Source organism: Actinoallomurus sp. NBC_01490, from assembly GCF_036227085.1.
Classification (GTDB): domain Bacteria; phylum Actinomycetota; class Actinomycetes; order Streptosporangiales; family Streptosporangiaceae; genus Actinoallomurus; species Actinoallomurus oryzae.
The window spans coordinates 5,306,147-5,328,167 of record NZ_CP109433.1; the positions used below are offsets into that span (position 1 = coordinate 5,306,147).

A 22,021-nucleotide genomic window follows, 5' to 3' on the forward strand; every position below is an offset into this window, starting at 1 on the left:
GAGCAGCTCCAGGCCGCCAAAGAAGCTCATGGTCTCCGCGCCGGTGTGGGTCGTGGTCGGCGGCGTGGCGCGCTGGCCTAATGGCCGCTACATCGCCCGGCCCCGCCCGCGGCCACGCGGACCAAGCACCTCAGCCGACCGCAGCGCCGGGCATCGTGGTGGGTAGGCGTGAACAAGGTGGGGTAAGGGGCGGAGACCGCCGCCACGTTGCCAGGGAGCAGGCCGTGTCATCGCTGTTGTGGCTGCGCCGGGCGTTCGCCACGTTCGAGGGCTGCGCGGCGCCGGTCTACGGGCTGGTGACCGCGGCCGGTGTGTGTGTCCCGCTGGTGGTGGGCCTGATTACCGGGCGTGTCGTCGAGAGCCAGCTCGTCGCTCTGGGGGCCTTTTACGTCGGGGTCATCGGCCCGCAGGGGCGCCAGGGCGTCCGTGCCCGCTCGATGATCATCAGGGTGGCCGTCGTGACACTCTTCTCCTGGCTCGGGGGCCTGGTCAGCAGCCATGACTGGCTGATGGTTGTGGTCACATCCGCGGTCGCAGCGCTAGGCGCGGCCATTCCCGAGCTGGGACCGATGGCGGCGCTGTGCACGCTGGTGGCGGCGCTGCGGCCGGCGACCAGCCCAGCGCTGTACAACGGATTGCTGGAGACGCTGGGCGGTGTGTGGATCTGTGTGCTGCTGCTGGCGCCGTGGGTCGCACAGAGGCTTCGGCCGCTGCGCGCTGGTATCGCCGCCGCCGCATGTTCGGTCGCCGACACACTCGACGATCTGGCGGGCCCTGACCTGGACCCGGGCGAATGGCCTCGTCGGCGCGCAACGGCGTATTCGGACCTTCACTCCGCTCGGGTCGCCTACGGCCTTTACCGCTCGGGCGGCTTCGAGGAACAGCGCCGACCGGCTCGGATCATTGCGGCGATCCACCAGGTGATGGACGAGGCAGCCGTCTTGGGTGCGCTGCGCCTGGAAAGTCGGCCGTATCCAACGGAGTGGCAGGCCGAATTCGGGGCGGCCCTCACCACCGTCGCCGTCCGGCTGCGCACGCTCGGCATGGCGATCGAGACGGATACGGACGACGTGCCGCCCGACACTGTGGCGGCGGGCTCGGTTCCGATGGGCCGGTCGGGCGAACACGACAGCCGGGGTGTCACCGGGAGGGCCGGCCTGCCCACCATCGCGCTGCGCCTTCACGCTGACCGGATCATCGGCCGGATGAATGCGTCGGCCGACACGGTGTGCCGGGTCCTAGCGCAAGAGCGGCGCATCGCCGGGCGACGACTGCCCGGGATCCGGGCCTGGTGGGGCCGGTGCGTCGAAGCGGTCAGGACCCGGTCGCCCCGGTTCCGGCACGCCGCACGCCTGGGTACGGCGCTGGCACTGACCATGATCCTGGCTATCGGACTGCACCTGTCTCACCCGCACTGGCTGATCCTCACCGTACTGTTCAGCCTGCGCGACTCGTACACCGGCACGGTACGGATGGTCCTGCAGCAGGCCGTCGGCACCACAGTCGGCGCCACAGCCGCCGCCGTTGCCCTGGCACTCATGCCTGGGCGGATCACCCTCCTCGCCTTGATCTTCATCAGCGGCGCGCTCGGGTTCACGCTCAAACCGGTGAACACGGGCTATTGGATCATGTTCGGCACGCCGATGACCATGCTCCTCATCGACTTCACCGCGCCGCTGAACTGGCGGGCCGGGATCCTGCGCATCGTACTCAGTCTCGCGGGCGCCCTGCTCGCGCTGCTCTTCGCGCAGCTGCTGTTTCCGGCCGGGATCCAGCGCCGGATAGCCGAGCGGCTGGCTCGGCTGCTACATACCCATGCCGCGCTCGCGCGTGCGGTCGCCGAACCGTCCAGGAGCCGCGAAGCCCGGATCCGCGGCGCGGACCGGAAGGCGGCGTCGGCCGCCGCCACGCTCGAAGCGGCCGGCACCAGGCTCAGACGGAAGGCTGGGTCACCCGACGAACAGATCTCGCGCATCGGTGAGACGGGTAGAGCCGCGCGGCGGCTACGAGATCGCCTGACGTCGCCGGCGTCCTTCGCCGCCGTCCCGGTCGGTCCCATCGCTATGGCCGCGCGTAAAGTCGCCGACCATCTTGACCAGGGCGCCGACGAGGTCCTCGCCTTTCCCGATCCGGGTTCGGCAACGCCGCAGGCCGAAGTCGGCATCCGCGATCAACGCCCACCGGAGCCACCCGGCCGTAGCCGGGCCGGCGTCCTCGGCCACATCGTCCCCGGTGCAACTTTCGTGGAGCCTGCGGGTATTGCAGGCATTCGCGACATGGTGTACGGGCTGATCGCTGACGCCGAGCGACTCAGGGAACTCAGCCGCGCGACGGTGGCCTGCCGGCCCGGCGGACGTTGACCGCGCGACGCGTGGGTGGCTGCGGTCGAGTCGACGGCAGCTCGCGAGGAATAAGAAGGCGGAGAACCGGGGGACTGGGCACCGCTCGGCGGATCTCACCCTTGCGGGGAAGGTTGTTCAAGGGCAAAGGCCCGGCACGGCAGTCGCGGGCCGCATCACGGCCGGGATCCAGCCGGATGACCTCGGCATACGCTGGCCGTGTGGAGCGCGCGCACGGACGGCCTGATCGAAACGGCGATCGCCGCCCGGAGGAGCAGCCGACCAGCGCGCTGAGCGCCGCGGAGGAATATCACCCGCTGAGCCTGGAAGACGAGCGATTGCTGCGGGAGGTAGGGCGCCACTGGGCATCGGTGCTCGCCGGACGGCGCGCGGACCGGGCGCTGCCGGTCGATCCGGCGCTCGGCTACTTCCGCGATGATCCGGTTCCGACGAGATTTGGACGCTTTGCTCCAGTTCGGATGTTCCGCGCGGAAGCGCCGGACGAACTCGTGACGACTGAGGCGGGAATCATGCCTGACTCCCGTCTCGGATTGGCGCTCGTAAGAGCAAAAAGGCTGGTACTGGGCCCGCCGCTGCAGACCACAGCGGTCGCGCACGAACGAATGCGCAAGCTGGTCGCATTGCCGGTGCTGTCCTCCGATCTGCTGTCCTCCGTCGCCTATGGGCCGGAGGCGATGCTGAGCGTCCTGATGCTGGCGGGCAGCGCGGCGCTGCGCCTGTCTCTGCCGCTCACCCTGGTACTGATCCTCCTGGCGATCGCAGTCGCGTTGTCCTATCGGCAGACAATCGCCGCCTACCCCCAGGGCGCCGGGTCGTACGTCGTGGCCGGCGACAACCTCGGACCTCGCTGGGGACTGGCGGCGGGCGCCGGACTGATAGCCGACTATGTGCTCACCGTTTCGGTGTCGATCGCGTCCGGCGTCGATGCGATCGCGTCCGCGGTCCCCGCGATCCGGCCGTACTCTCTTGTCCTCGGGCTGGCGGCGATCGCCGTTCTGCTCGCGGGGAACCTCCGCGGTGTCCGCCAGGCGGGAAATCTGTTCGCGATCCCGACGTACGCGTTTCTCCTGGCCATGTTCCTGCTCATCGCGGTGGGCATGGCGCGTGCCGCCGCCCATGGGTTCGCCGCCGCACCGCCACCGGCGATCAGGGCGACCGAGGGCCTCAGCCTGCTCCTGATACTCCGTGCGTTCACCTCCGGCGCCACTTCGATGACCGGCGTCGAAGCGGTGTCCAACGCCATACCGGTCTTTCGACCAGTGGAATGGCGCAACGCCCGGACCACTCTCACGCTGATGGTGGGGCTGTTGGTGGCGATGCTCGCGGGCCTGGTCGCGCTGGTCCATCTGGACGGAGTCGTGCCCCGGCCGAACCAGACCGTGCTGTCCCAACTGGCGGGTCGGACGTTCGGCCGCGGCCTGTTGTACGGCTATACCCAGGCCGTCACGACGCTGATCCTCATGCTGGCCGCGAATACCGCCTTCACCGACTTCCCACGGCTGTTGTACTTCATGGCTCGCGACCACTACGCGCCGCGGCGATTCCTCCACATGGGCGATCGGCTCGCCTTCAGCGACGGCATCGTCGCGCTCGCGGTCACGGCCACCGTCATCTTCCTGGCCTTCCGCGGACGCATCCAGTCGCTCATCCCGCTGTACGCGGTCGGCGTATTCCTGGCCTTTACCCTGTCGCAGACCGGGATGGTCGTGCACTGGTGGCGCGACCGTGGCGCCCACTGGCGGAAGAGCATCGCCGTCAACGCCGTCGGGGCGCTGGTCTCCGGTCTCGTGCTGCTCACGGCGGCCGTCACCAAGTTCACGGAAGGCGCCTGGGTCTTGGTCCTCGGTGTGCCGTTGCTGATCGTCGCCGCGCTGCGGATTCACCGGCACTACGCGACGGTGCGCGAGGTGCTCGCACTACGCCCGCCGCCGGAGAGCGCGGGTGAGCTTGCCGGCACGGTCGCGCCCGTTCCGCCGGGAAAGGCCGCGACTCCACGGTCGGCCGTTAGGGAGGAGCAGGAGAGTCCGGATGAGATCCGCGTGCTGGTCGTCGTGCCGGTCGCGCGGCTCGATCGCGCGGCGCTGCGCGCCCTCGCCTACGCCACCTCACTCCGCCATCCCGTGCTGGCTGTGCACATCAGTCCCGGTCAGGAGGAGGCCGAACGGTTCCGTGGGCACTGGAACACCTGGGGCGACCATATTCCCCTGGAGATCATCATCTCCCCGTACCGCGCGGTCATCGCGCCGCTGGCCCACTACCTCTGTGCCCTGTCCGCCCAGCGACAGGACATCATCGTGACTGTTGTCCTGCCGGAGACGGTCGTCACACGTTCATGGCACGGCATTCTGCACAGTCGGACTGCCGAGCGGCTACGCCGCCAACTGCGCGTGTTCCCTGGGATCGTGATCGTCAGCGTCCCGATTCACATGCCGTGAGGAGAGGCTCGAGTCAAGGAATGTCAGCTCGCGGTTACAGACCGTATCTTCGCCGCACTCGTCATCGAAGCGCGACGAAAACAGAACGACATCGAGGTCGCGGCGGCCCACCTGCGCAGCATGCTCGATGAGCTGATGTGACCGGACCGGCCATCAGGCGTCGCTGCACTGCGAAGACGCGACCGCGTTTCGGCACGGGCCCGCGGAGCGAGCGTGGCTGCGAACACGCCAGGTCGAATCGACCGGGGCCCGGGGACGAGACGACACCGGGCAACACGTAGGCTGAAAAAACAGCAGGTCGCGGGTCCACTGGCGACGTGGCTGCCGGCGGTGTTCCCGGATCTTGGGAGTTGTCGAGCCGAGTCGGCGGTGACTGCGATGCCCGAACGTATCTTCCGCGATCGCCGGGATGCGGGCCGTGCGTTGGTCGGCCTGCTGGAGGATTACCGCGGCCGCGACGACGTCGTTGTACTTGGCCTGCCACGCGGCGGAGTCCCGGTGGCCTATGAGGTGGCGACCTGCCTGGACGCCCCGCTGGATGTCTTCCTGGTACGCAAGCTCGGTGTCCCTGGGCACGAGGAGCTCGCCATGGGCGCGATCGCCAGTGGTGGGGTGATCGTTCTCAATGAAGATGTCGTCATCGGCTTCGGGATCGCCCCCGATGTCATCCGGGAGGTGGCCGAGCGAGAGAGCCGCGAGCTGATGCGCCGGGAACAGGGGTACCGGCAAGGTCGGCCGATGCCCGAGCTGTCCGGCCGGATCGTCATCTTGGTCGATGACGGTCTTGCGACCGGGTCGAGCATGCGCGCCGCCATTGTGGCGCTGCGGCGGCTGGAGCCGGCCCGGATCGTGGTGGCGGTGCCGGCCGCGCCCAGCTCCACATGTGAGGAGCTCAGGCTCGAGGTGGACGAGGTGGTCTGTGCCACGACACCATCGCCGTTCTTCGCCGTCGGCCGGTCGTACTGGGATTTCACCCAGACCACGGACGAAGAGGTGCGTGATCTACTGCGCGCGGCGGCGATAGCGAGCGCAGGCGCGGCCAAGGCCGGTCCGCCGTCGGACCTAGCGGTCATAGGGATGTCGGCCGCGCGTGTCGAGGACGGCGTTCCGCCGGAGCAGACCCTGTTCGGGCTGGTCGGAGACGCGCGCCTGGTGCTGATCGGTGAGGCCTCGCACGGTACTCACGACTTCTACGCAGCACGTGCGGAGATGACTCGCCGTCTCATCGAGGAGAGGGGTTTTTGCGGTGTCGCGGTGGAGGCGGATTGGCCGGACGCCTACCGGGTGAACCGCTTCGTACGCCATCGGAGCGAGGACGTGACCGCCGAGGAGGCGCTGAGCGGCTTTGAGCGCTTCCCGACCTGGATGTAACGGAACACGGCCGTGCTGGATTTCGTCGGCTGGTTGCGCGAACACAACGACCGCGTCGGCGACGAGAAGCGCAAGGCGGGCTTCTACGGGCTGGACCTGTACAGCCTGCGCCGGTCCATGCACGAGGTGATCGCCTTTCTCGAACGCGTGGACCCCGATGCCGCGCAACGCGCCAGGGACCGTTACGCCTGTTTCGACCACGCCAGCGGCGATGATGGCCAGTCGTATGGATTCGCGGCCGCCTTCGGCGCCGGGGAGACGTGCGAACACGAGGTGGTCGCTCAACTGGTCGAGATGCAACGGCGCGCGCCGGAGTATGCGAAACGGGATGGGCTGCTCGCCGAGGATGAGGCCTTCTACGCGGAGCGCAACGCGGTCACTGTACAGGCCGCCGAGAAGTACTACCGGGAGATGTTCCGCGGGCGGGTCTCCACCTGGAACCTGCGAGACCGGCACATGGTGGAGACGCTCGAAGCTCTCCTCGGCCATCTGGGACGGGTGCGGGGCGAACCGGCGAAGATTGTGGTGTGGGCGCACAATTCCCATCTCGGCGACGCGCGCGCCACCGAGACGGGTTCCCGCGGGGAGCTGAACGTCGGGCAGCTGGTGCGTGAACAACATCCCGGCCAGTGCCGCCTGATCGGCTTCACCACCTACTCCGGCACGGTCACCGCCGCCGACGATTGGGATGCTCCTGCCGATCGCAAGGTCGTACGTCCGGCCCTGCCGAACAGCGTTGAAGAGCTGTTCCACCAGGTGGGCGTCACGGAGTTCCTCATTTGGTTCGACCTGGCACCGCCGGCGGGTGAGGTGCTGCGTACCGCCAGGCTGGAGCGGGCCATCGGAGTGATCTATCGGCCGCAGAGCGAACGAGAGAGTCACTACTTCCGGGCACGCGTGGCCGACCAGTTCGACGCCGTGATCCACATCGACGAGACGCGAGCGGTCGAACCCCTCGAGCGGACCGCCCGATGGGAGCGCGGTGAGGCACCGGAGACCTATCCCTTCACCGTGTAGGAGGGCCCATGAACGCACTGAAGGGGCGATGACCGTGTCGGCGCGCCGTGGCCACGAACGTGTCGTGATCGTCGGCGCCGGCTTCGCCGGCTATCACGCCGCGCGGACGCTGGCTCGCCTGGCCGGGCATGCGGTCGAGGTGATTCTGATCAACCCCACCGACCATTTCCTGTACCTTCCGCTGCTCCCCGAGGTCACGGCAGGGATCCTGGAGCCCCGTCGGGTCGCAGTCCCGCTGGTCGGAACATGCCCGAGCGTCCGGCCCCTGCTGGGCACGGTGGAGGCCGTCGACATCGCGGCTCACCAGCTGACCTACCTGGCCCCCAACGGTGCGTACCAATCGCTCGGCTACGACCGCTTGGTCCTTGCCGTGGGCAGCGTCAACAAGCTGCTCCCCATCCCCGGAATCGCCGAGTACGCCTACGGATTCAGGAGCATGGCAGAGGCGGTCTACCTGCGCGACGCGCTCCTGCGCGACATCGAACTCGCCGAGGCGACCGATGACCCTGCCGAACGTACGGCCCGCTGCACCTTCGTGGTGGTGGGCGCCGGCTACACCGGGACGGAGGTCGCCGCGAACGGCCAGCTGCTCACGAATGAGGCCGCGATGCGCTGTCCGGGCCTGGCGGGCCAGCCGATTCGCTGGCTATTGGTCGACATCGCCGCCCGCCCACTGCCGGAACTCGACCAACGGCTGTCAAAGACGGCACACAAGGTCTTGAGTCGCCGGGGGATGGAGATCCGTCCCCACACGACCGTGGTCGAAGCGTCACACGAAGGAGTGCGGCTGTCGGGCGGGGAATTCGTGCCCACACGTACGCTGATCTGGTGCGTGGGCGTCCGTCCCGATCCGCTGATTGAGGCATTGGGCCTGCCGACGATCAAGGGCCGGCTGGTGGTCGACGCCTATCTCAATGTGCCGGGCCATCCGGAGATCTGGGCCTGCGGCGACGCAGCGGCCGTGCCCGACCTGACCCGCCCTGGCCAGATCACCGCGATGACCGCCCAGCATGCTCAGCGCCAAGGCATCACTGCCGCTCACAACATCGCCGCCACGTACGGCCACGGCCGGCGTCGGTCCTATGAGCACCAGGATCTGGGCTTCGTCGTGGATCTGGGCGGGGTCCAAGCCGCCGCCCAAGTACTGGGACTGCCACTGTCCGGAATACCGGCGAAGGTCGTCACCCGTGGCTATCATCTGGCGGCCGTCCCGAGTAACCGGCTGCGGATATGCAGTGACTGGACGCTGGATGCGCTGCTGTCCCGTCAGCTGGTCCAGCTGGGCATGGTGCCCGCCTCCGCGGTCCGGCTCGCCGCCACGGCGGAGGTGCGTGCACCTCCGCCACAGGCGCCGCACACGGCATGAGCGCAGGAACGTGGGATCTTCCCCCGGATGGGCGGTGTTTGCGGTGACTCCCGCGGCGATCCTGCGCTGGCACCGCCGCCGGGTCGCCCGCAAATGGATGTACACCGACCGGCGCCGATCGGGACGGCCGCCGACGGCTACCGCGGTCAAGAAAGGATCCTTCAGATGGGCCCGGAGAACCCCGAATGGGGGCACCGGAAGATCCACGGGGCGTTGGCTGGCCTCGGCCACCACGTCGGCCCCCTCGACGGTATGGCAGATTCTCAACGGAGCCGGGATCGATCCAGCACCGCGCAGGTCCGGGCCGACCTGACGACCGACCAGGCCTGCAAAATCATCGGGTGTGACTTCTTCACGGCGGATACCATCACGTTGAAGCGCCTGTCCGAGCTGGTATGCATCGAGTAGGGCACCCGACCGGGACATGGGTGGCTCAGCAGGCCCGGAACATGGCCATGGAACTGGATGCCCGAGTTGAGGCGCTGCGGTTCTTGGTCCGTGACCGGGACACCAAGTTCGCTACGGCCTTCGATGAGCTCTTCCGAGCCGACGGTCTGCGGATCATCAGGACCCCGCCCCAAGCGCCACGGGGGAACGGATCTGCGAGCGGGTCGTCGGAACCCTCCGCCGCGAAGTGCTCGACCGTACGCTTATCTTCAACGCGAGGCATCTGTCCGAGATCCGTCCGAATACGCCGAGCACTATAACGATCATCGTCCATATCAGTCCCGCGGTCAGCGACCGCCCGCAGTCGAGACGACTGTCACGCGGCCGATCACCGGCCCGGCTGACCTCCGCTCCATCCGGCGGCGACCGGTCCTGGATGACTTGATCAACCAATATCACCGGGCTTCCTGAATCTGCAGGTTCACGATCCGAACCCTATTTTTCGAGCGGCGCAGCGGCGGTGAACCATGGCGCCAAGATCAACGCCCAAATATCGCCCATAGACGACTGAGGCTCTGCCCTCCAGAGATGGGGGATGGCCTCTGACCTGCACTTTCATGTGGTTGGGCGATGCTGGGATTGAACCAGTGACCTCTACCGTGTCAAAAAAGTAGCTCGAACACGCGGGCACCGGCGGCTATACGTGAAAGCGCAGGTCGGCGGTGTCGATTGAGCGCAGGTGAACCACGTTCAGCGAGGCTCCGGGAAGTCGGCGTCGCCCAATCGGCGCCCAGACTGCGGGCACGTGATAGTGCCGCAGGTTCATCAACCGGGGGTCGGCCGCTCTGAGTGTGATGGGGGTTCAAGTCCGAGGGGGGACACGAACCAAACGCACATGGGTTCGTCCTCAGTAAGTCGTTCCTGCTCGGCGGCAGGTGATCGATGATGGCGAAGCAACGAGACCCTGCGTGTTCGTCCGACCTTTGGATCCGCCTCGCGACCGTGATCAGTGTCGTGCTGCTTGCCGTGATCGCGGCTGTCGTGAGCTTTGGCCATATGCGCGAGCTCGCGCTCCGGCACGGCGAGGCGCGGTGGAGCGCGACGCTCATCCCGCTCAGCGTGGATGGGATGGTCGTTGCGGCATCCATGTCTGTCCTGCTGGCCAGCAAGATGGGCAGGCGCGGTGAGTGGCTGCCCTGGGCACTCCTCATCGTCGGGAGCTTGGCCAGCCTCGCCGCGAACGTCGCAGTCGCGAACCCGACGACAGTCAGTCGTCTGATCGCCGCGTGGCCGTCTTTCGCATTCGTCGGTGCCTACCATCTGCTTCAAAGCCAGCTCCGCATCGGTCGAGTCGACATGGCCGCGCCGATAGAGGAACCGGCGACCGATTCTCAGGGCCGCTCGCTGGATGATGGGACCGAGGGCGCCTGGTTGTTGGTGAACCCCGGAAGGAGCCTTCAGCGGCAGGCGTGGGCGTGGGCGTTGGCCAATCGTTCAGCGGACGGTCGGCTGCCCGCAGGGGCGGTCATCGCGGAGCGCTTCAACCGTAGTCCTCGATGGGGACGCCTGGTCAAGCGTGCTGGTGACGCTGGCTCTTTGGAGCCGCCTCGCGACGAAGCCGCCTTCGGAGCCGGATGACCATTGCTTGCTCAGCGAGGGCGGCAGTGAGAACCGCCCGGACGAAGCCGCCCCCATCCGTTGAGCGTCCTGGTCGGCGACTTTGGGAGTCCTGGGGTGACGAACCTGCGGATTAAAAGCTCCCGGCCCCTATGCCATTCTGATGCTGTCAGTTCCAATCTGTGTCGATTAGCGCACGACTTCATTGATTTCGGCACCGGGTAGTGCCGATGGCTGACGGGCTATACTGCGACGTTCGAGCAAACACCGAGCAAACATGGGAACCGGTGCGCTGGGCGGGGTGCCGTTCATGCGGTTGGGCAACTACCCTCGGCCAAATTTGGGTGAATCAGTTACTTCACGGAACTCGGCGGACTTAAAATCTGCCTGGTGTCGAACGTCGCACAGCGTGTCAGTCGATGATCGGCTCACCCGGAGCCCGCTCATGGTGCTTGGCCATCCAGCGTCGGAGACGTTGACGCAGCCCATCAGGAGGCGCGAACCGCATCAGGTTATTCTCAGCCCGATGCGCCTCCGTTGTCAGCTCCGCGCCGATGCTCAAGAGCCACCATCGGTCTGTCTGCCACCACAGGAACAGCGCAGCTGGCCCCATCGCGAGCGCGGCACAACTGAGCAGAAACGTTGCGAAGCTCTGCGGCCTGTGGATGTCCCACCCCCTGGAGGAACCTACGAGCATGGCGATCACCGCTTACGACGTCGAGCGGCCAGGCGATCACCATCAAGCGCGATGCCTTGGGGCGCCTCTGCGTCCACCTTAGGAAGGTCATTCCCTCGGCCCTCGCCGTGAGGCGATTGCCGAATCGCTGAACTCTGCCGAGCCATGCCAACGCCGGCTCGAGGTCGCTCGGTGCTCGGGTGCGGCACGCGAGACAGCGCGCCAACCGGTTACGTATCAGTGGGATGCCGCTCCTTCGGTCGGTGGTTCTGCGGAGCAGCCGCATGCTTAGGCTCATCATGATGAGCGGATATATGAGCATTCCGACGGTGCCTTGCGCGTAAGTGGCGGTGCTGGAGTTTGCGTCGGTGATGTAGTTGATGCTGATACCGGTTCCGATCGCTATAGTCGCGGCGATCATCGGGGCGTGAAACAGCGAGAGTGACATATCGGCGGGTGCTCTATCGACGTGCCGACCCCACGAGTAGACCCGTTTACGGGTCGTCCACATTATGAGACTGATCAAAAACAAACCAATGATAAACGCGAGCGCCGCCGTGTCAAGGATCGTAATGATTGCTAATACCAAGCTGAGGGGCAATTGTCCTCCGGGGGTCGCTTGTATGATTCGACGGTCGCAACGGCGCGCGGGTTCCGCGTCAGAACCCATATGGCCGTGCAAAGGGACGCTGAGGTTGGTGTTACGGAATGGTGGGCATTCCTTGTGGCCACGGGCTTTGGTCACAGGCCAGCATGACGCCCGCCGCGCCACTCGATCCAGGCTCGAGGCCACGGGTACGGGGAGTTGCTGGCGGCGACGCGGAACAGTTTGAATAGATCGTCGTCAAGCATGGAAGGGGCCAGGAGCGGGCACAGCTCGATCGTCTGTTCCACGATGTCCGGGTGCTTGTCAGCGAGCAGACGAGCGAGGGCGGTCCGGTCGAGCCGCCCGGTCCGATGTAGTGCTGCGAGTCCTAGCATGCGGATTTCGGGTGCCGGGTCCTCAAGGGCTGCTTGGGCCATGGACTCTTCGTCTGTTCCTTGGAGGAGCACCGAGAGCGCGAGGTGGCGCATACCCGGACATGGGTTGCGGGTGGCCTGGGTGAGGATTTCTTGTGTTCCCGGATGGCCTGGCCACCAGGCGATCAGGGCCGTCAGGCTAGGCAGGTGGACGACGTGATCGGGATCGTCACAGGCGGCGGCCAATGAGTCGTGATCGGCATGAGGCAGGGGGGCGCCCGAGAAAAGCTGCCTGACATCCTCGCTCGGATCGCAGCTGTCGGCCGACGCCTTTCCCTCACTGGCGTATCCGCGAAGCAGCGAGATGGCTACGTGACGGACGTACCAGTCCGGATCACCCGTTGCCTTCCGCAGAAGCGCCGCGACGGCGTTGCTTGCGGACCATCGGGTGACGAGGCGCTTCATGGCGGCGATGCGTACCGCCCAATAGGCGTCTGCAGCGGCTGCCGCGACTGCAGCGAAGACCCTGGAGCGATCGGGCCCATTTGACAGTGCTTTGATCGCGACCATCCGGACACCGCCGTCGTCGTCGACTGCCATGCGCAGCATGAGCGAGTCCACGCCGGGCTCATCCCACCATCGCTGTGCAAGCGTCTCCGTCGCCCGCTGCCTAAGCGGCCCGCTGTCATCGGCTGCAGCATGGCGGAGGGCGTTGAGCGTATCGGGCGTATCAGGCCAGCGTGTGGCGAGCTCGTCAACGGCCATTGCGCGGTCGGTCCAGTGCCCATGCTCTGTGTCGCGGACGACTTCGTGCAGGTCGCGAGTGCGGCCCGGGTTTCGGCGGCCCGTGGCGTCTCGAGCGAGCGTGCGGATATCAGCATCGGGATCACGGCGGGCGTCGTGGAGGGCCTCCGTCGTCAGCGGATCGCCAGGCCGCAGGATCAGCAGCGCCTCTAACGCCGCCCGCCGAACCACGGCATTCGTGTCGCAGGTGAGCCCTGCTATCGCCGGGAGGGTGGCCGGGTCCTCCGGGTACAACGTGCCGAGCCGGGCTAGCGCCGTGGACCTGACCGTCGCGTCCTCGTCACGGCATGCGCGGATGAGCACATGCGTGATGCGGTTCGGATTGGAGTCAGGCCAGAGCCGGGCGATGTGCTGGACGGCGCTTTTCCTTACCCACCAGTGAGGGTCGCGGAGCCCTTGGGCCAGCACTTCCTGGGTGGCTGGCTCATCGGGCCCGGTGTTGGCGAGCACCAGCATGGCGTGGTGACGGGCCAAGCAGTCGGGTGCGCCCAACGCGGCGTCGACCGTCGTTCGGGTGCGGGGATCTTCCGGCCATCGATGCAGGAGGCCTGCAAGCGCAAGGACCGTGACCCAGTACTCACCATCGTGAAGAGCGACTTGGACGGCGCGGAAGGTCTCCGGCAGATTCGGCCATTTCAGCAGCAGCCTGGTCAGGGCTTGCTTGCGCACCGCCACGTCGGCGTCCTCGGCTGCGGCGACCGTCTGGGCGAGACTGGCCGTCTCAAGGCTGGGGCCTGCCCCGCTCAGTTGCCCCTGCGCGGTCAATGCCACCTGGCGTACCTGAACGTTAGCGTCCCGCCGGGCACGGGCGAGCAGCTGGGGAATTGCGGGGTGTTCCGGCCGACCGCGGGTCAGCAGTTTGAGTGCCTGCGACCGTACGTCCTCGCTGGGGTCGCGGGTGGCCTCCACCAATCGCTCGGACACCTCGTCGCGGCCGGCCCAGCACAGCCACAGCGCCTGAAGCGTCTCCTTTCTGGCGTAATCGTCGGAGTCGTATGAGCGTTCCAGCACCGTCGTCAAGGTCTCCGGGTGTTCGGGCCACCGCGCGGTGAGGAACTGAAGCGCGGCGCGGCGGACCGTCATGGACGGGTGGCGGCACCCGTCGCGTGCGGCGGCGAAGGTCTTTGGTTCGTCCGGGGCGCGTACGGCGAGCGTCTCCAGGGCCAGTTGGGCGACGTCCTTGTCCAGATCCCGCAGCGCCCGCTCGACGGCACCATGCGTGTCGGGATGGGAGGAGGCGCGTACGGCTATGAAGACGACCGCGTTGCGCCGAATTTCAGGGTCATCGTCTCGCGTGGCGGCGAGGACCTTAGTGAGCGTGCCGGGATGGTCCCGTCGCCGCGTCGCCAGAAGTTCGAGGGCGGTATCTCGGATCTCGGAGTCGCAGTCGTGGAGCGCCTCGTCGAGAGCCATCCATGTCGTCGGCTCGGCGTCCTGTAGCGCGACGGCGGAGATGAGCGCGGCACCGCGTTCGGAGACCAGAGGGGAACGCAGCGCCTCAGCCATGTCCTTGGGGGCGTGCCATCGATCCGCGAGGATGTTGTATGCGGTGCTGCGGGTGCCGTCGTGCGGGTCGTCGAGCGCGGCGAGCGCTGGTCCTGTGTCAGCCGAGCCTGCGGCCAGCGCCTCTAGCGCGGTCTGTCGGATGAGACCGAGCTGGTCACGGGTCGCCTGGACGAGCGCCGTATGCGCCTGCGGATTGTCAAACCAGCGGGCTGCAAGGGCTTCCAGGGCGCTCTTCCGTACTATCCACTCTTCATCTCGGGCGCCGATGAGCAGGACCGGCAGCACGTCCTGCTGTCCGCCCCAGAAACGGGCGAGAGTCTGCAACGCCGTGTTGCGTTCGACGGCTTCGAAAGAGTGAACCGTGCGCATACACGCGGCCCTGACCTGAGAATCGCCGGGCCAATGACGCGCCAGAACTTGGAGGGCTGCGTGACGTACCTCGGAGGCAGGATCGCTAGTAGCGCGGATGAGAGCGTGTAAGACCACGGGCGAATCGGGTGCGCGCCGGCCAACCTCGTCTACGGCGGCTCGCCGTACGTCGTCCTCCAGCGAGGTGGCGATTCGGTCGAGTAGTGAAGGGAGAGCGTCGGCAGCGCTACCTGAACAGCGCGTCTTGGCGACCAGCGCCGCGCATTGCACCTCGCCGTCGAAGCTTCGGGTCGCGTGCTGGAGGGCCAGCAGGGTGGCGGGGTCGTCTGGCCAGTGCAGCGATACCTGTTCGACCGCTGCGGCGCCTACTTGAGGATCGTGGTCGCGGATGGCGCGTAGGAGGGCGGGCAGTGTTTCAGGTTGGTCGGCCCAGCGGCTTGCCAGCGCACGCACCGCGGCCTTTCGAACGTCTTCGTCGAGGTCCGTGACCGCACGGCGTAGCACGGCGAATGTCTCGGGGATACGCGCCCACGGAGCATCGAGCGCCTGCACGGCGGTGCGCCGAACCTGCCAGTTCGGGTCAGCGGTGGCGCGGTGCAGCGCAGGCAGGGTGCCGGGATCGGTGGCCCAGCGTGCGGCGAGCTGCTGCAGGGCCGTTTGCCGGACGCCGTTTACCGGATCGATGAGCGCCTCATGCACGGCCAGCAGGGTGCTGGCCTCGGTGGGCCAATGAAGCGCGAGCTGCTGAACGGCGGCCTGCCGTACGTCGCGTCCGAAGTCGAGCAGGGCCCTGTGAATGGCGGTCAGGGTGTCCTCGTGGGTGGTCCAGCGGGCCGCGAGTTGTTCGACGGCGGCCTGCCGTACGACCACCGCGCTGTCGCCGAGTAGTCGTGAAACCAGCTCACGGGTGCCGGGACGGTCGGCCCACGCGTCGACGACGCCGAGCAGGCAGCCGTGTCGTTGCTCGGGCAGCGGCGCGTGCCGCGCGAGGTCGGTGAGGAGGAGCCGAACTGGCTCACTGTCGGCGTACAAGGCGGCGAGGATCCGTGGGCCGAAACGGCAGGCGCTCCACGTCACGAACCTGCGGGAATTGTTCTGGAACCAGTCGAGGTACAGCTCCCGACCAGGCCAAGATGAACCCACCGCAGTGGCCGCGGGTAGGATCATCGACTCCAGCAGCTCGTCCCGATCGTCGGAGAATGAGCGGTCGGCACGCCTGAGGATATCGATGATCGCCTGGAGGACCAGCCGGGCCGAGCTGGTCGTAGCCCCGACGTTGCGGATCTCGGCCAGGCATTGCGCGGCCAGCGCGGTGGCTCCGAGCGACGGACGGTCCAGCGCGGTCGAACGTGTCGGCTCGACGCTGTCGGCCAGGTGGGACACGAGACGATCGGCGACGGTCGCGTCTACCATCCCGGCGATGAGCCGCAGCACCTCTGCCCAGGCTGGGTTCTCCCAGCGGCGTTCGAAAACCTCGCGCCGCAGCTCCTCCTCGCTCAGTACTCGGGTCTTCTCGAAGCGGGTGACGACTTCGCTGGCGCAGAAGAACTCCAGTAGGGCGCGGTGGACGAACCCGTACACCCGCGGGCCGTAGCGGGCCAGCACGAAATTGCGCGCGCGGAACTGCTCGACCATCGCGTTGGCGATCGAGGTAGCGCGGGCAAGGTCGTACTGGAATCGCTCCCGCAGGTATTCGACGATCTCCGCGACCAGTTCTTCGAGCCAGATGTGGTTGCCCGCCAGGCCTTCGGACCCCATCTGCATGCGGTACGCGAGTCGCCGCAACAGATCCTTCTTGTCGTCCTCGCGGATCACGTCGGCATCGAGCCGAGCGTCGCTCAGGTGCTTGTTGACGTCCCAATGCTCGACCAGCACGCTCGCGGCGTGGTCGTAGACCTTCCAACGCTCGCGAGGCAACTCCCGGTGTTTGCCGATTATGGCCAAGACGGTCAACAGCAGCGGGTTACCCGCCAGCTCTTTGATGGACGGCGATTCCTCGATGGCCGCGGTCAGGCGTTCGCGACGCTCCTCGGCCAGCCTGGGCCGGTCGTGCAGGGCCAATCCATACCACGAGGTAAGGAACGTTTTCACCTGCTCACCGTCCAGGTCCTGGATGGTGAAGTGGCTGAAACCGGCCTCGTCTAGGCTGCGTCGCCGGTAGCCGACGATCCTCGAGGTCACCAGCACTCGCGCCGTGGGATGGGTGGAGGCGAACCACGCGATCTGGCGGGCCACCGCTTCCCGCTCGACCGGGTCGAACAGCTCGTCCAGCCCGTCGAAGATCACCAGAGTCTGGCCGCCGCGCTCGAGGTGGGCATCCAGCAGACCGTCCGGCAGCCCCAGCCCATCGGTGCGGGCACGGTAGGCGAGATAATCGGTGAAATTCTCGCATTGCGATCGGGTAAGCGCATAGTCGCGCAGCTCGATCAGCACCGGCTGGTGGTCGGCGAGCTCGCCCATACCTGCCGTGTGATCCTCGGCCAGTGCGAGCGCAAGGTAGCGGGCGATCGTCGATTTACCAGCCCCGGGATCGCCCAGCAGGACGCATAACCGCCCCGAAGCCTCGCCGAGCACGTCGAATGCCGCCCGCGCTGGCCGCGTCCGATACACTCGGCTGGCGCGCTCCAGATCCTCTCGGCTGAGGCCGTCAGGAATGTCGAACGGTGAGAGCTCGGACGCCTGCTGAAGCTTGCGCCACAACTCCTTGGACAGCTCGACGGGAGGGGCGTCCTCGCGCACGTTCGGCTCCACGAACACCTCGCTGAGCCAAAGTTGCAGGTACTCCTCGCGCTCGGGCGGGGTGAGCGCCTCCAAGTCCAAGCGGCCGTACTCACTGACCAGCCGCTGCCGATACGCTCGCCAAGCGGCAGCGTCCTTAGAGTCCGCCTGCGGCGCATCGGCGTCACTTCGAACACGGGAGTGGATCGCACCCGTGATGAGGGCGTACAGGTCGACCGGGGTGGTGAAGTACTCGCAGCTCCCGGTGGTCGCTAGCTCCTCACGTAACGCGTCGATGCGGGCGCCCGCCGCACCGCGATCCATTGCTCCCGGTGGCCACGGGACCTTGTCGCTCAGCAAAAAGGCCAGCCTCGGAACGTCCGCCTCGACAGCGGCGCGGTATTCCTGTTCGAGAAGGGGATCATGGCGCCAAGCGAACAGCCCAACATAAAGGTCGCAGTCCCGTACCGCCGTCAGACGTTCCTGCGCCGACCGTGCCGGAATGTCTTCGGCGCCCAGCCGCAGCAGCGCACGATGAACTTGTTCCCGGTGATCGTGTAGATCCTCTGGGGTCCAGGAGACGAACACCCGCAGCCGTAGCGGAGGCGTTTCGGCCCAGCCGTAATGGTGATGCACGTTGACGACCTGACGTTGAGCAACGTAGGCGTCTCGCTCGGCGGAAATGTCCTGGCGTTGCGGTTCGCGTGGAGAGCGGCTGGCCATGTGTGGAAGTGCGGGCTCAGTCGCCGAAATGATTGTGAGTCACGGTCTGGTCCCGCCCCGCCACGTAGGCGTCCCGGCCGGCACGGACCTGCTGCGCGACCCCGCTACCTGCCCAGCGGTCCAGGTCGGCGGCGAACGTCTCGTCGCGTTCGGCGTACCAGCGCAACGCTGCCGTCAGATCACGCGCAGCGGTCTCATCACCAGTCGCAACTGTCTCATCAAGGCTCTGAAGAGCTCGTCGATCGGCGCGGAACACCTCGCGGATCCGGCGCACCATGCCGGAAAATGCGCTGGTGGCGACGTGCTCGCCGACTCCCTGGGCGGCACCCGTCGCCACGAGCGCGGCCGTCGTCTCCGCCAGTATCGCCAGATCCATGGGCGCCACCTCCGCCTCGAAGATACCGCCTAAATCCAGAGTAAATGTGGCGATTGGCACGCCGAGAACCTCCGAAAAACGGCCTGGCGGGATCTAGCGGAACGAACTGAGGTCCACGCCGCGGTTGTCGTCGAACATTCGCGTGCAGGTCGAGGCGCAGGTCGTTCCTGATCGCCACCCGTTGTACCCACAACCATGAACCTCATCAGTCACAGGTGTCCGAGCGCAACCGAAATTCACTACATGGCCGATCTACGCCAACCGCGTACACCGGGCCTGCGTAACATGCGTCTCCCTGCCAAATAAGGAGTATTACCCTCAAATGGGGCAAACATCGCAAATGAAACAAATGGAAACTTGATGCTTCTCCAATGTTGCCGTGTCCGGGCGGTGTTGAATTGTCGTGTGGAGATCGGAGAGATCTGGGCATACCGCAGTAGGGCGCGAAGCCCTCAGTGTCCGGTTGAGTGCGTCGAGATCCTTGAGCAAGGGCCTAAACGATCTAACAGGTTCCTGGTCCGGTTTCTGGATGAGGATGAAAGGCAAGAGTGGGCGCCGCGGAACCGTCTTCTTGTGCTGTGGGCGGACCGGAATGCCTGGCTGGCGGACGAACAGCGCATGATCGCTGTGGTCCGGGTCTCCCAGCATGCCGAGGACACGCCTCACTTTGAAGCGGTCGAGTACCTGTTTCAGGTGTGGGATCTGATTGAGGGAGTGAGTATCGGATTCAACCAGCGCGAGGCAGGTTGCATCAAGATCGATGACTTAGCTGAACTTTGCATTGCGATTGGGCTGGACGCTCAGGAGATCGAAGCCGAGCCGTTGGCGTTTACCGACCGGCATGGCGTGTTCATCGGGCCCTGGCCGGTCGCACTTGAGGTCGCAGCGCGCGTCGCGAGGCCAACGCGGAGACCGTCATGGCCAAGGTGATGGCCGAAGAAGAATAGCTGAAGGTCACCGCCCTCTACGGCAGGTCATACCGCGGCCACACGGGAGAGACCTTTACGGTCTCGGCAGAAGACTGCGTTGATGATTGCCGGCGGACGCAGGCGGCGCTGGATGTGATCCGCAGCTGGTGCGGAACCGAGGTCATTAAGCGTCTCCATGAGCTGGAGGCCTTGCGAACCGAGGTGCGACGTCTTGGCGGACTCGTCGAACAGGCGATCTTTGAGCTGCGCAGCTGTGGGCAGGGCGCTATCGCCGCCACCATTGAGCGCGACCTGGGCGTCCCCATCTCCAGGCTGACGCCTCCGCGAAGTCGGCGCGTGTGACCGGTCGAGCATCGTGCGGCCCATTCGGTCGGTCCTCCTTTTCCGGGCGGTGCGGGCTCCCCTTCCGAAGATGCTGCCGTAGATCATCCGGCCCGGGTTCGGTCTCGAACGTGTCGGCGAACTGCGCCGGCCGCGCCGTGGGGTCCAGTTCATCGGCCCACGCGTTGGCCCACTCGATCCATGGCCGCATCAGCTCAGGTTCCCCATGGGCTTCAGCGGATTCTTGAAGGGCTGTGCAGAACTCGCGAATCTCAGAAGCGGCCACCCAGCCGGTGAATGCGTCGTGGAACGCCTGCTTGCGAAGCTGTTCGACGGCCAGCCCATGTGCGTCGGCCATCGCGGCTTCCCGTTTCTCCTGGGCGATCTGGGCTCGTTTCTCCTCGGCGATCCGGTGCTGTTCTTGAGAAGCGAGCCACTGCTCGTGTCGGCGCTGTTGTTCAAGTGCCTGTTCGTCCGCTTGATCGGCGCACCGCTCGATGACCTCGATGACCTCCTGCAGGCACCCCTCGATCTTCCTCCGCCCCGCATCCGCCCATGAGTCCGGGCTCTGGCCGCGCAGGCCGGGCAGCTCGATGCGCAGGCGCCCAGAAGGAACCAGCTCCAACTCCGGCCGGCCGATTCGCTGCCACGGGTAGCTACTTGCCCCTGAAAAAGTGGTCGTGCGGCTGGTCAGCAGATTTGGGGTGGTGAGGGGTCTGATTTCCTGCCGGTGACGGCTGGCTGGTTTCGGGGCCCGGGGCTGGCCTGGCGGTCACCGGCTGATCACCGTCATCCGCTGGAGGTTGTAGGCGAAGATTCCCAGCCCGACCCAGGTCTGTGCGCCCTCGAGGTGGCGCAGGCGGGTGCGGCGTAGTCCGAATCCTCGTTTGAGGTGGCTGATGCGGGCTTCGACGCCGACGTGCCAGTTGCGCATTCGCCGAAACGATCGGGTGTGTTCGTGTTCGCGTCGGGTTTTGCTGAGGGTGCCGCCGCGTTGCAGGCCGATATGTCGGACGCCGATGGCGGCCAGGGCCCTGTCGTTGGCGGCGGTGCCGAAGCCGCGGTCGCCGACCACGGTTGCCGGGGTGCGCCCGGTAGCGGCGATGACCTGCTCGAGGGCGGGGAGGAGCTGGGGAGCATCGCCCGGGTTGCCCTTGTTGACCTGGTGGAACGGGACGAAGCCGGCCTCGTCTTCAGCGATCGGGGGGTGTGGCCGAACTGGGTGGGGTGCTGGGGCTTGCCCTTGCGGATCGGGCGGGCGTCGGGGTCGGCCAGTGACACCATCCGGTCGGGGATGGTGCGGTTGCCCGCCGGCCTTTGCGCGGTCTGGGCCAGCAGCCGCCGGGTGCCGGCGACCGTGTCCTCCAGGTCGTTGACCAGCCGCTCCAGGTGTTTGGAGGGGCGGCGGGCCAGTGCCCGTCGGGTGTTGCGGGTCACTGCGGCGACATCGCTGAGCGTGTGGGTCGCGATGTCGGCGATCTCGCCGGTGAGCCGGTCGATCTCACCGAGGGCCTGCCCGGTGCGGCGCCGCAAGGTGCGGCTGATCTGCTTGAGCCGCCGCCCGGCCGAGCGGCTGCGGTCCCGGAAGGCGGTCTTGCGGGCCGCCCCGGCCGTCTTGATCCGCCGCACGAGCCCCCCCAGCTTGCGGACCCCGTGTTCCAGCAGGTCAGCGTCGGTGGGATGGTCGATGTCGGCTTCGACCACGGTGGTGTCGATACGCAGCTTGCGAGCCCGCAGCAGCCGATCCTCAGTGAGCTTGCCGACCAGCGCGGCGTTCAACTGCTCGAACACCTGCGGCCCGGCCTTGCGGACCAGCTTGACCAGCGTGGTCGGGTGCGGCACCCGCCCCTCCAACGGAATCCGGCAGAACCGGCGCCAGCCGATCGAGTCAGCCACCTCCCGGCACAAGGTCTCGTATCCGAGCTGGTAGCGATGCTTGAGATACAACAATCGCAACAGCGTGTCGACCGGAACCGACGGACGCCCCAACCGCGCGTCGAACACCCCACGCCATGGAGCGATGAACCGCTCATCTCCAAGTACGTGTCGATCCGGGCGAGCTCGTCCGGGAGCCGGGTCACCTCCG

Annotated in this window: 10 protein-coding genes and 2 pseudogenes; 8 read left to right on the forward strand and 4 right to left on the reverse strand. The window is 66.7% G+C overall.

Annotated elements, in window-relative coordinates; all coding sequences use genetic code 11:
• The first annotated feature begins 224 nt into the window (after window positions 1-224).
• The 6 genes and pseudogenes from OG417_RS24895 to OG417_RS24920 all read left to right on the forward strand — a co-directional run bounded on the left by OG417_RS24895 (window position 225) and on the right by OG417_RS24920 (window position 10,574).
• Window positions 225-2,360: an FUSC family protein gene (locus OG417_RS24895; protein WP_329260706.1), complete on the forward strand. Its 2,136-nt coding sequence runs from the start codon at window positions 225-227 to the stop codon at window positions 2,358-2,360.
• On the forward strand, window positions 2,357-4,795 hold the full coding sequence (locus OG417_RS24900; protein WP_329260709.1) for an APC family permease: 2,439 nt from the start codon (window positions 2,357-2,359) through the stop codon (window positions 4,793-4,795). The genes OG417_RS24895 and OG417_RS24900 overlap by 4 nt, the downstream gene beginning before the upstream one ends.
• A gap of 378 nt (window positions 4,796-5,173) precedes the next feature.
• A pseudogene (locus OG417_RS24905) lies at window positions 5,174-7,183 on the forward strand (erythromycin esterase family protein).
• Window positions 7,184-7,211: 28 nt separating this feature from the next.
• On the forward strand, window positions 7,212-8,549 hold the full coding sequence (locus OG417_RS24910; protein WP_329260713.1) for an NAD(P)/FAD-dependent oxidoreductase: 1,338 nt from the start codon (window positions 7,212-7,214) through the stop codon (window positions 8,547-8,549).
• A gap of 165 nt (window positions 8,550-8,714) precedes the next feature.
• Window positions 8,715-8,957 carry a hypothetical protein gene (locus OG417_RS24915; RefSeq protein WP_329260716.1) on the forward strand — a complete coding sequence of 81 codons (243 nt, stop codon included), beginning with the start codon at window positions 8,715-8,717 and terminating at the stop codon, window positions 8,955-8,957.
• 924 nt (window positions 8,958-9,881) lie between these two features.
• Window positions 9,882-10,574, forward strand: a complete 693-nt coding sequence (locus OG417_RS24920) for a DUF2637 domain-containing protein (protein WP_329260718.1) — start codon at window positions 9,882-9,884, stop codon at window positions 10,572-10,574.
• A 1,396-nt stretch (window positions 10,575-11,970) separates the two neighbouring features.
• On the opposite strand, the gene OG417_RS24925 is transcribed toward OG417_RS24920, so the two are convergent.
• Both OG417_RS24925 and OG417_RS24930 read right to left on the reverse strand, forming a co-directional pair.
• On the reverse strand, window positions 11,971-18,309 hold the full coding sequence (locus OG417_RS24925) for a HEAT repeat domain-containing protein (protein WP_329260721.1): 6,339 nt from the start codon (window positions 18,307-18,309) through the stop codon (window positions 11,971-11,973).
• A gap of 16 nt (window positions 18,310-18,325) precedes the next feature.
• On the reverse strand, window positions 18,326-18,685 hold the full coding sequence (locus tag OG417_RS24930) for a hypothetical protein (RefSeq protein ID WP_329260723.1): 360 nt from the start codon (window positions 18,683-18,685) through the stop codon (window positions 18,326-18,328).
• Between the two features lie 573 nt (window positions 18,686-19,258).
• On the opposite strand from OG417_RS24930, the gene OG417_RS24935 reads away from it, so the two are divergent.
• Window positions 19,259-19,615, forward strand: coding sequence for a hypothetical protein (locus tag OG417_RS24935; protein WP_329260726.1), 357 nt, complete (start codon window positions 19,259-19,261; stop codon window positions 19,613-19,615).
• A 44-nt stretch (window positions 19,616-19,659) separates the two neighbouring features.
• On the opposite strand, the gene OG417_RS24940 is transcribed toward OG417_RS24935, so the two are convergent.
• Entirely contained in the window at window positions 19,660-19,980 is a 321-nt protein-coding gene (locus OG417_RS24940) for a hypothetical protein (RefSeq protein WP_329260729.1), read from the reverse strand.
• Window positions 19,981-20,161: 181 nt separating this feature from the next.
• Here OG417_RS24940 and OG417_RS24945 point away from each other — a divergent pair, with 181 nt between their 5' ends.
• Entirely contained in the window at window positions 20,162-20,494 is a 333-nt protein-coding gene (locus OG417_RS24945; RefSeq protein WP_329260732.1) for a hypothetical protein, read from the forward strand.
• Between the two features lie 213 nt (window positions 20,495-20,707).
• Here OG417_RS24945 and OG417_RS24950 read toward each other — a convergent pair.
• Window positions 20,708-22,004 (reverse strand): annotated as a pseudogene (locus OG417_RS24950) (ISNCY family transposase); the annotation flags it as partial.
• Window positions 22,005-22,021: the final 17 nt, after the last annotated feature.

Coding starts and splice junctions, on each gene's coding strand:
- OG417_RS24910 (WP_329260713.1), top strand. CDS start 7,212: ATGACCGTGTCGGCGCGCCGTGGCCACGAACGTGTCGTGATCGTCGGC.
- OG417_RS24915 (WP_329260716.1), top strand. CDS start 8,715: ATGGGCCCGGAGAACCCCGAATGGGGGCACCGGAAGATCCACGGGGCG.
- OG417_RS24920 (WP_329260718.1), top strand. CDS start 9,882: ATGGCGAAGCAACGAGACCCTGCGTGTTCGTCCGACCTTTGGATCCGC.
- OG417_RS24925 (WP_329260721.1), bottom strand. CDS start 18,309: ATGGCCAGCCGCTCTCCACGCGAACCGCAACGCCAGGACATTTCCGCC.
- OG417_RS24930 (WP_329260723.1), bottom strand. CDS start 18,685: ATGGATCTGGCGATACTGGCGGAGACGACGGCCGCGCTCGTGGCGACG.
- OG417_RS24940 (WP_329260729.1), bottom strand. CDS start 19,980: ATGGGCCGCACGATGCTCGACCGGTCACACGCGCCGACTTCGCGGAGG.
- OG417_RS24945 (WP_329260732.1), top strand. CDS start 20,162: ATGGGCTTCAGCGGATTCTTGAAGGGCTGTGCAGAACTCGCGAATCTC.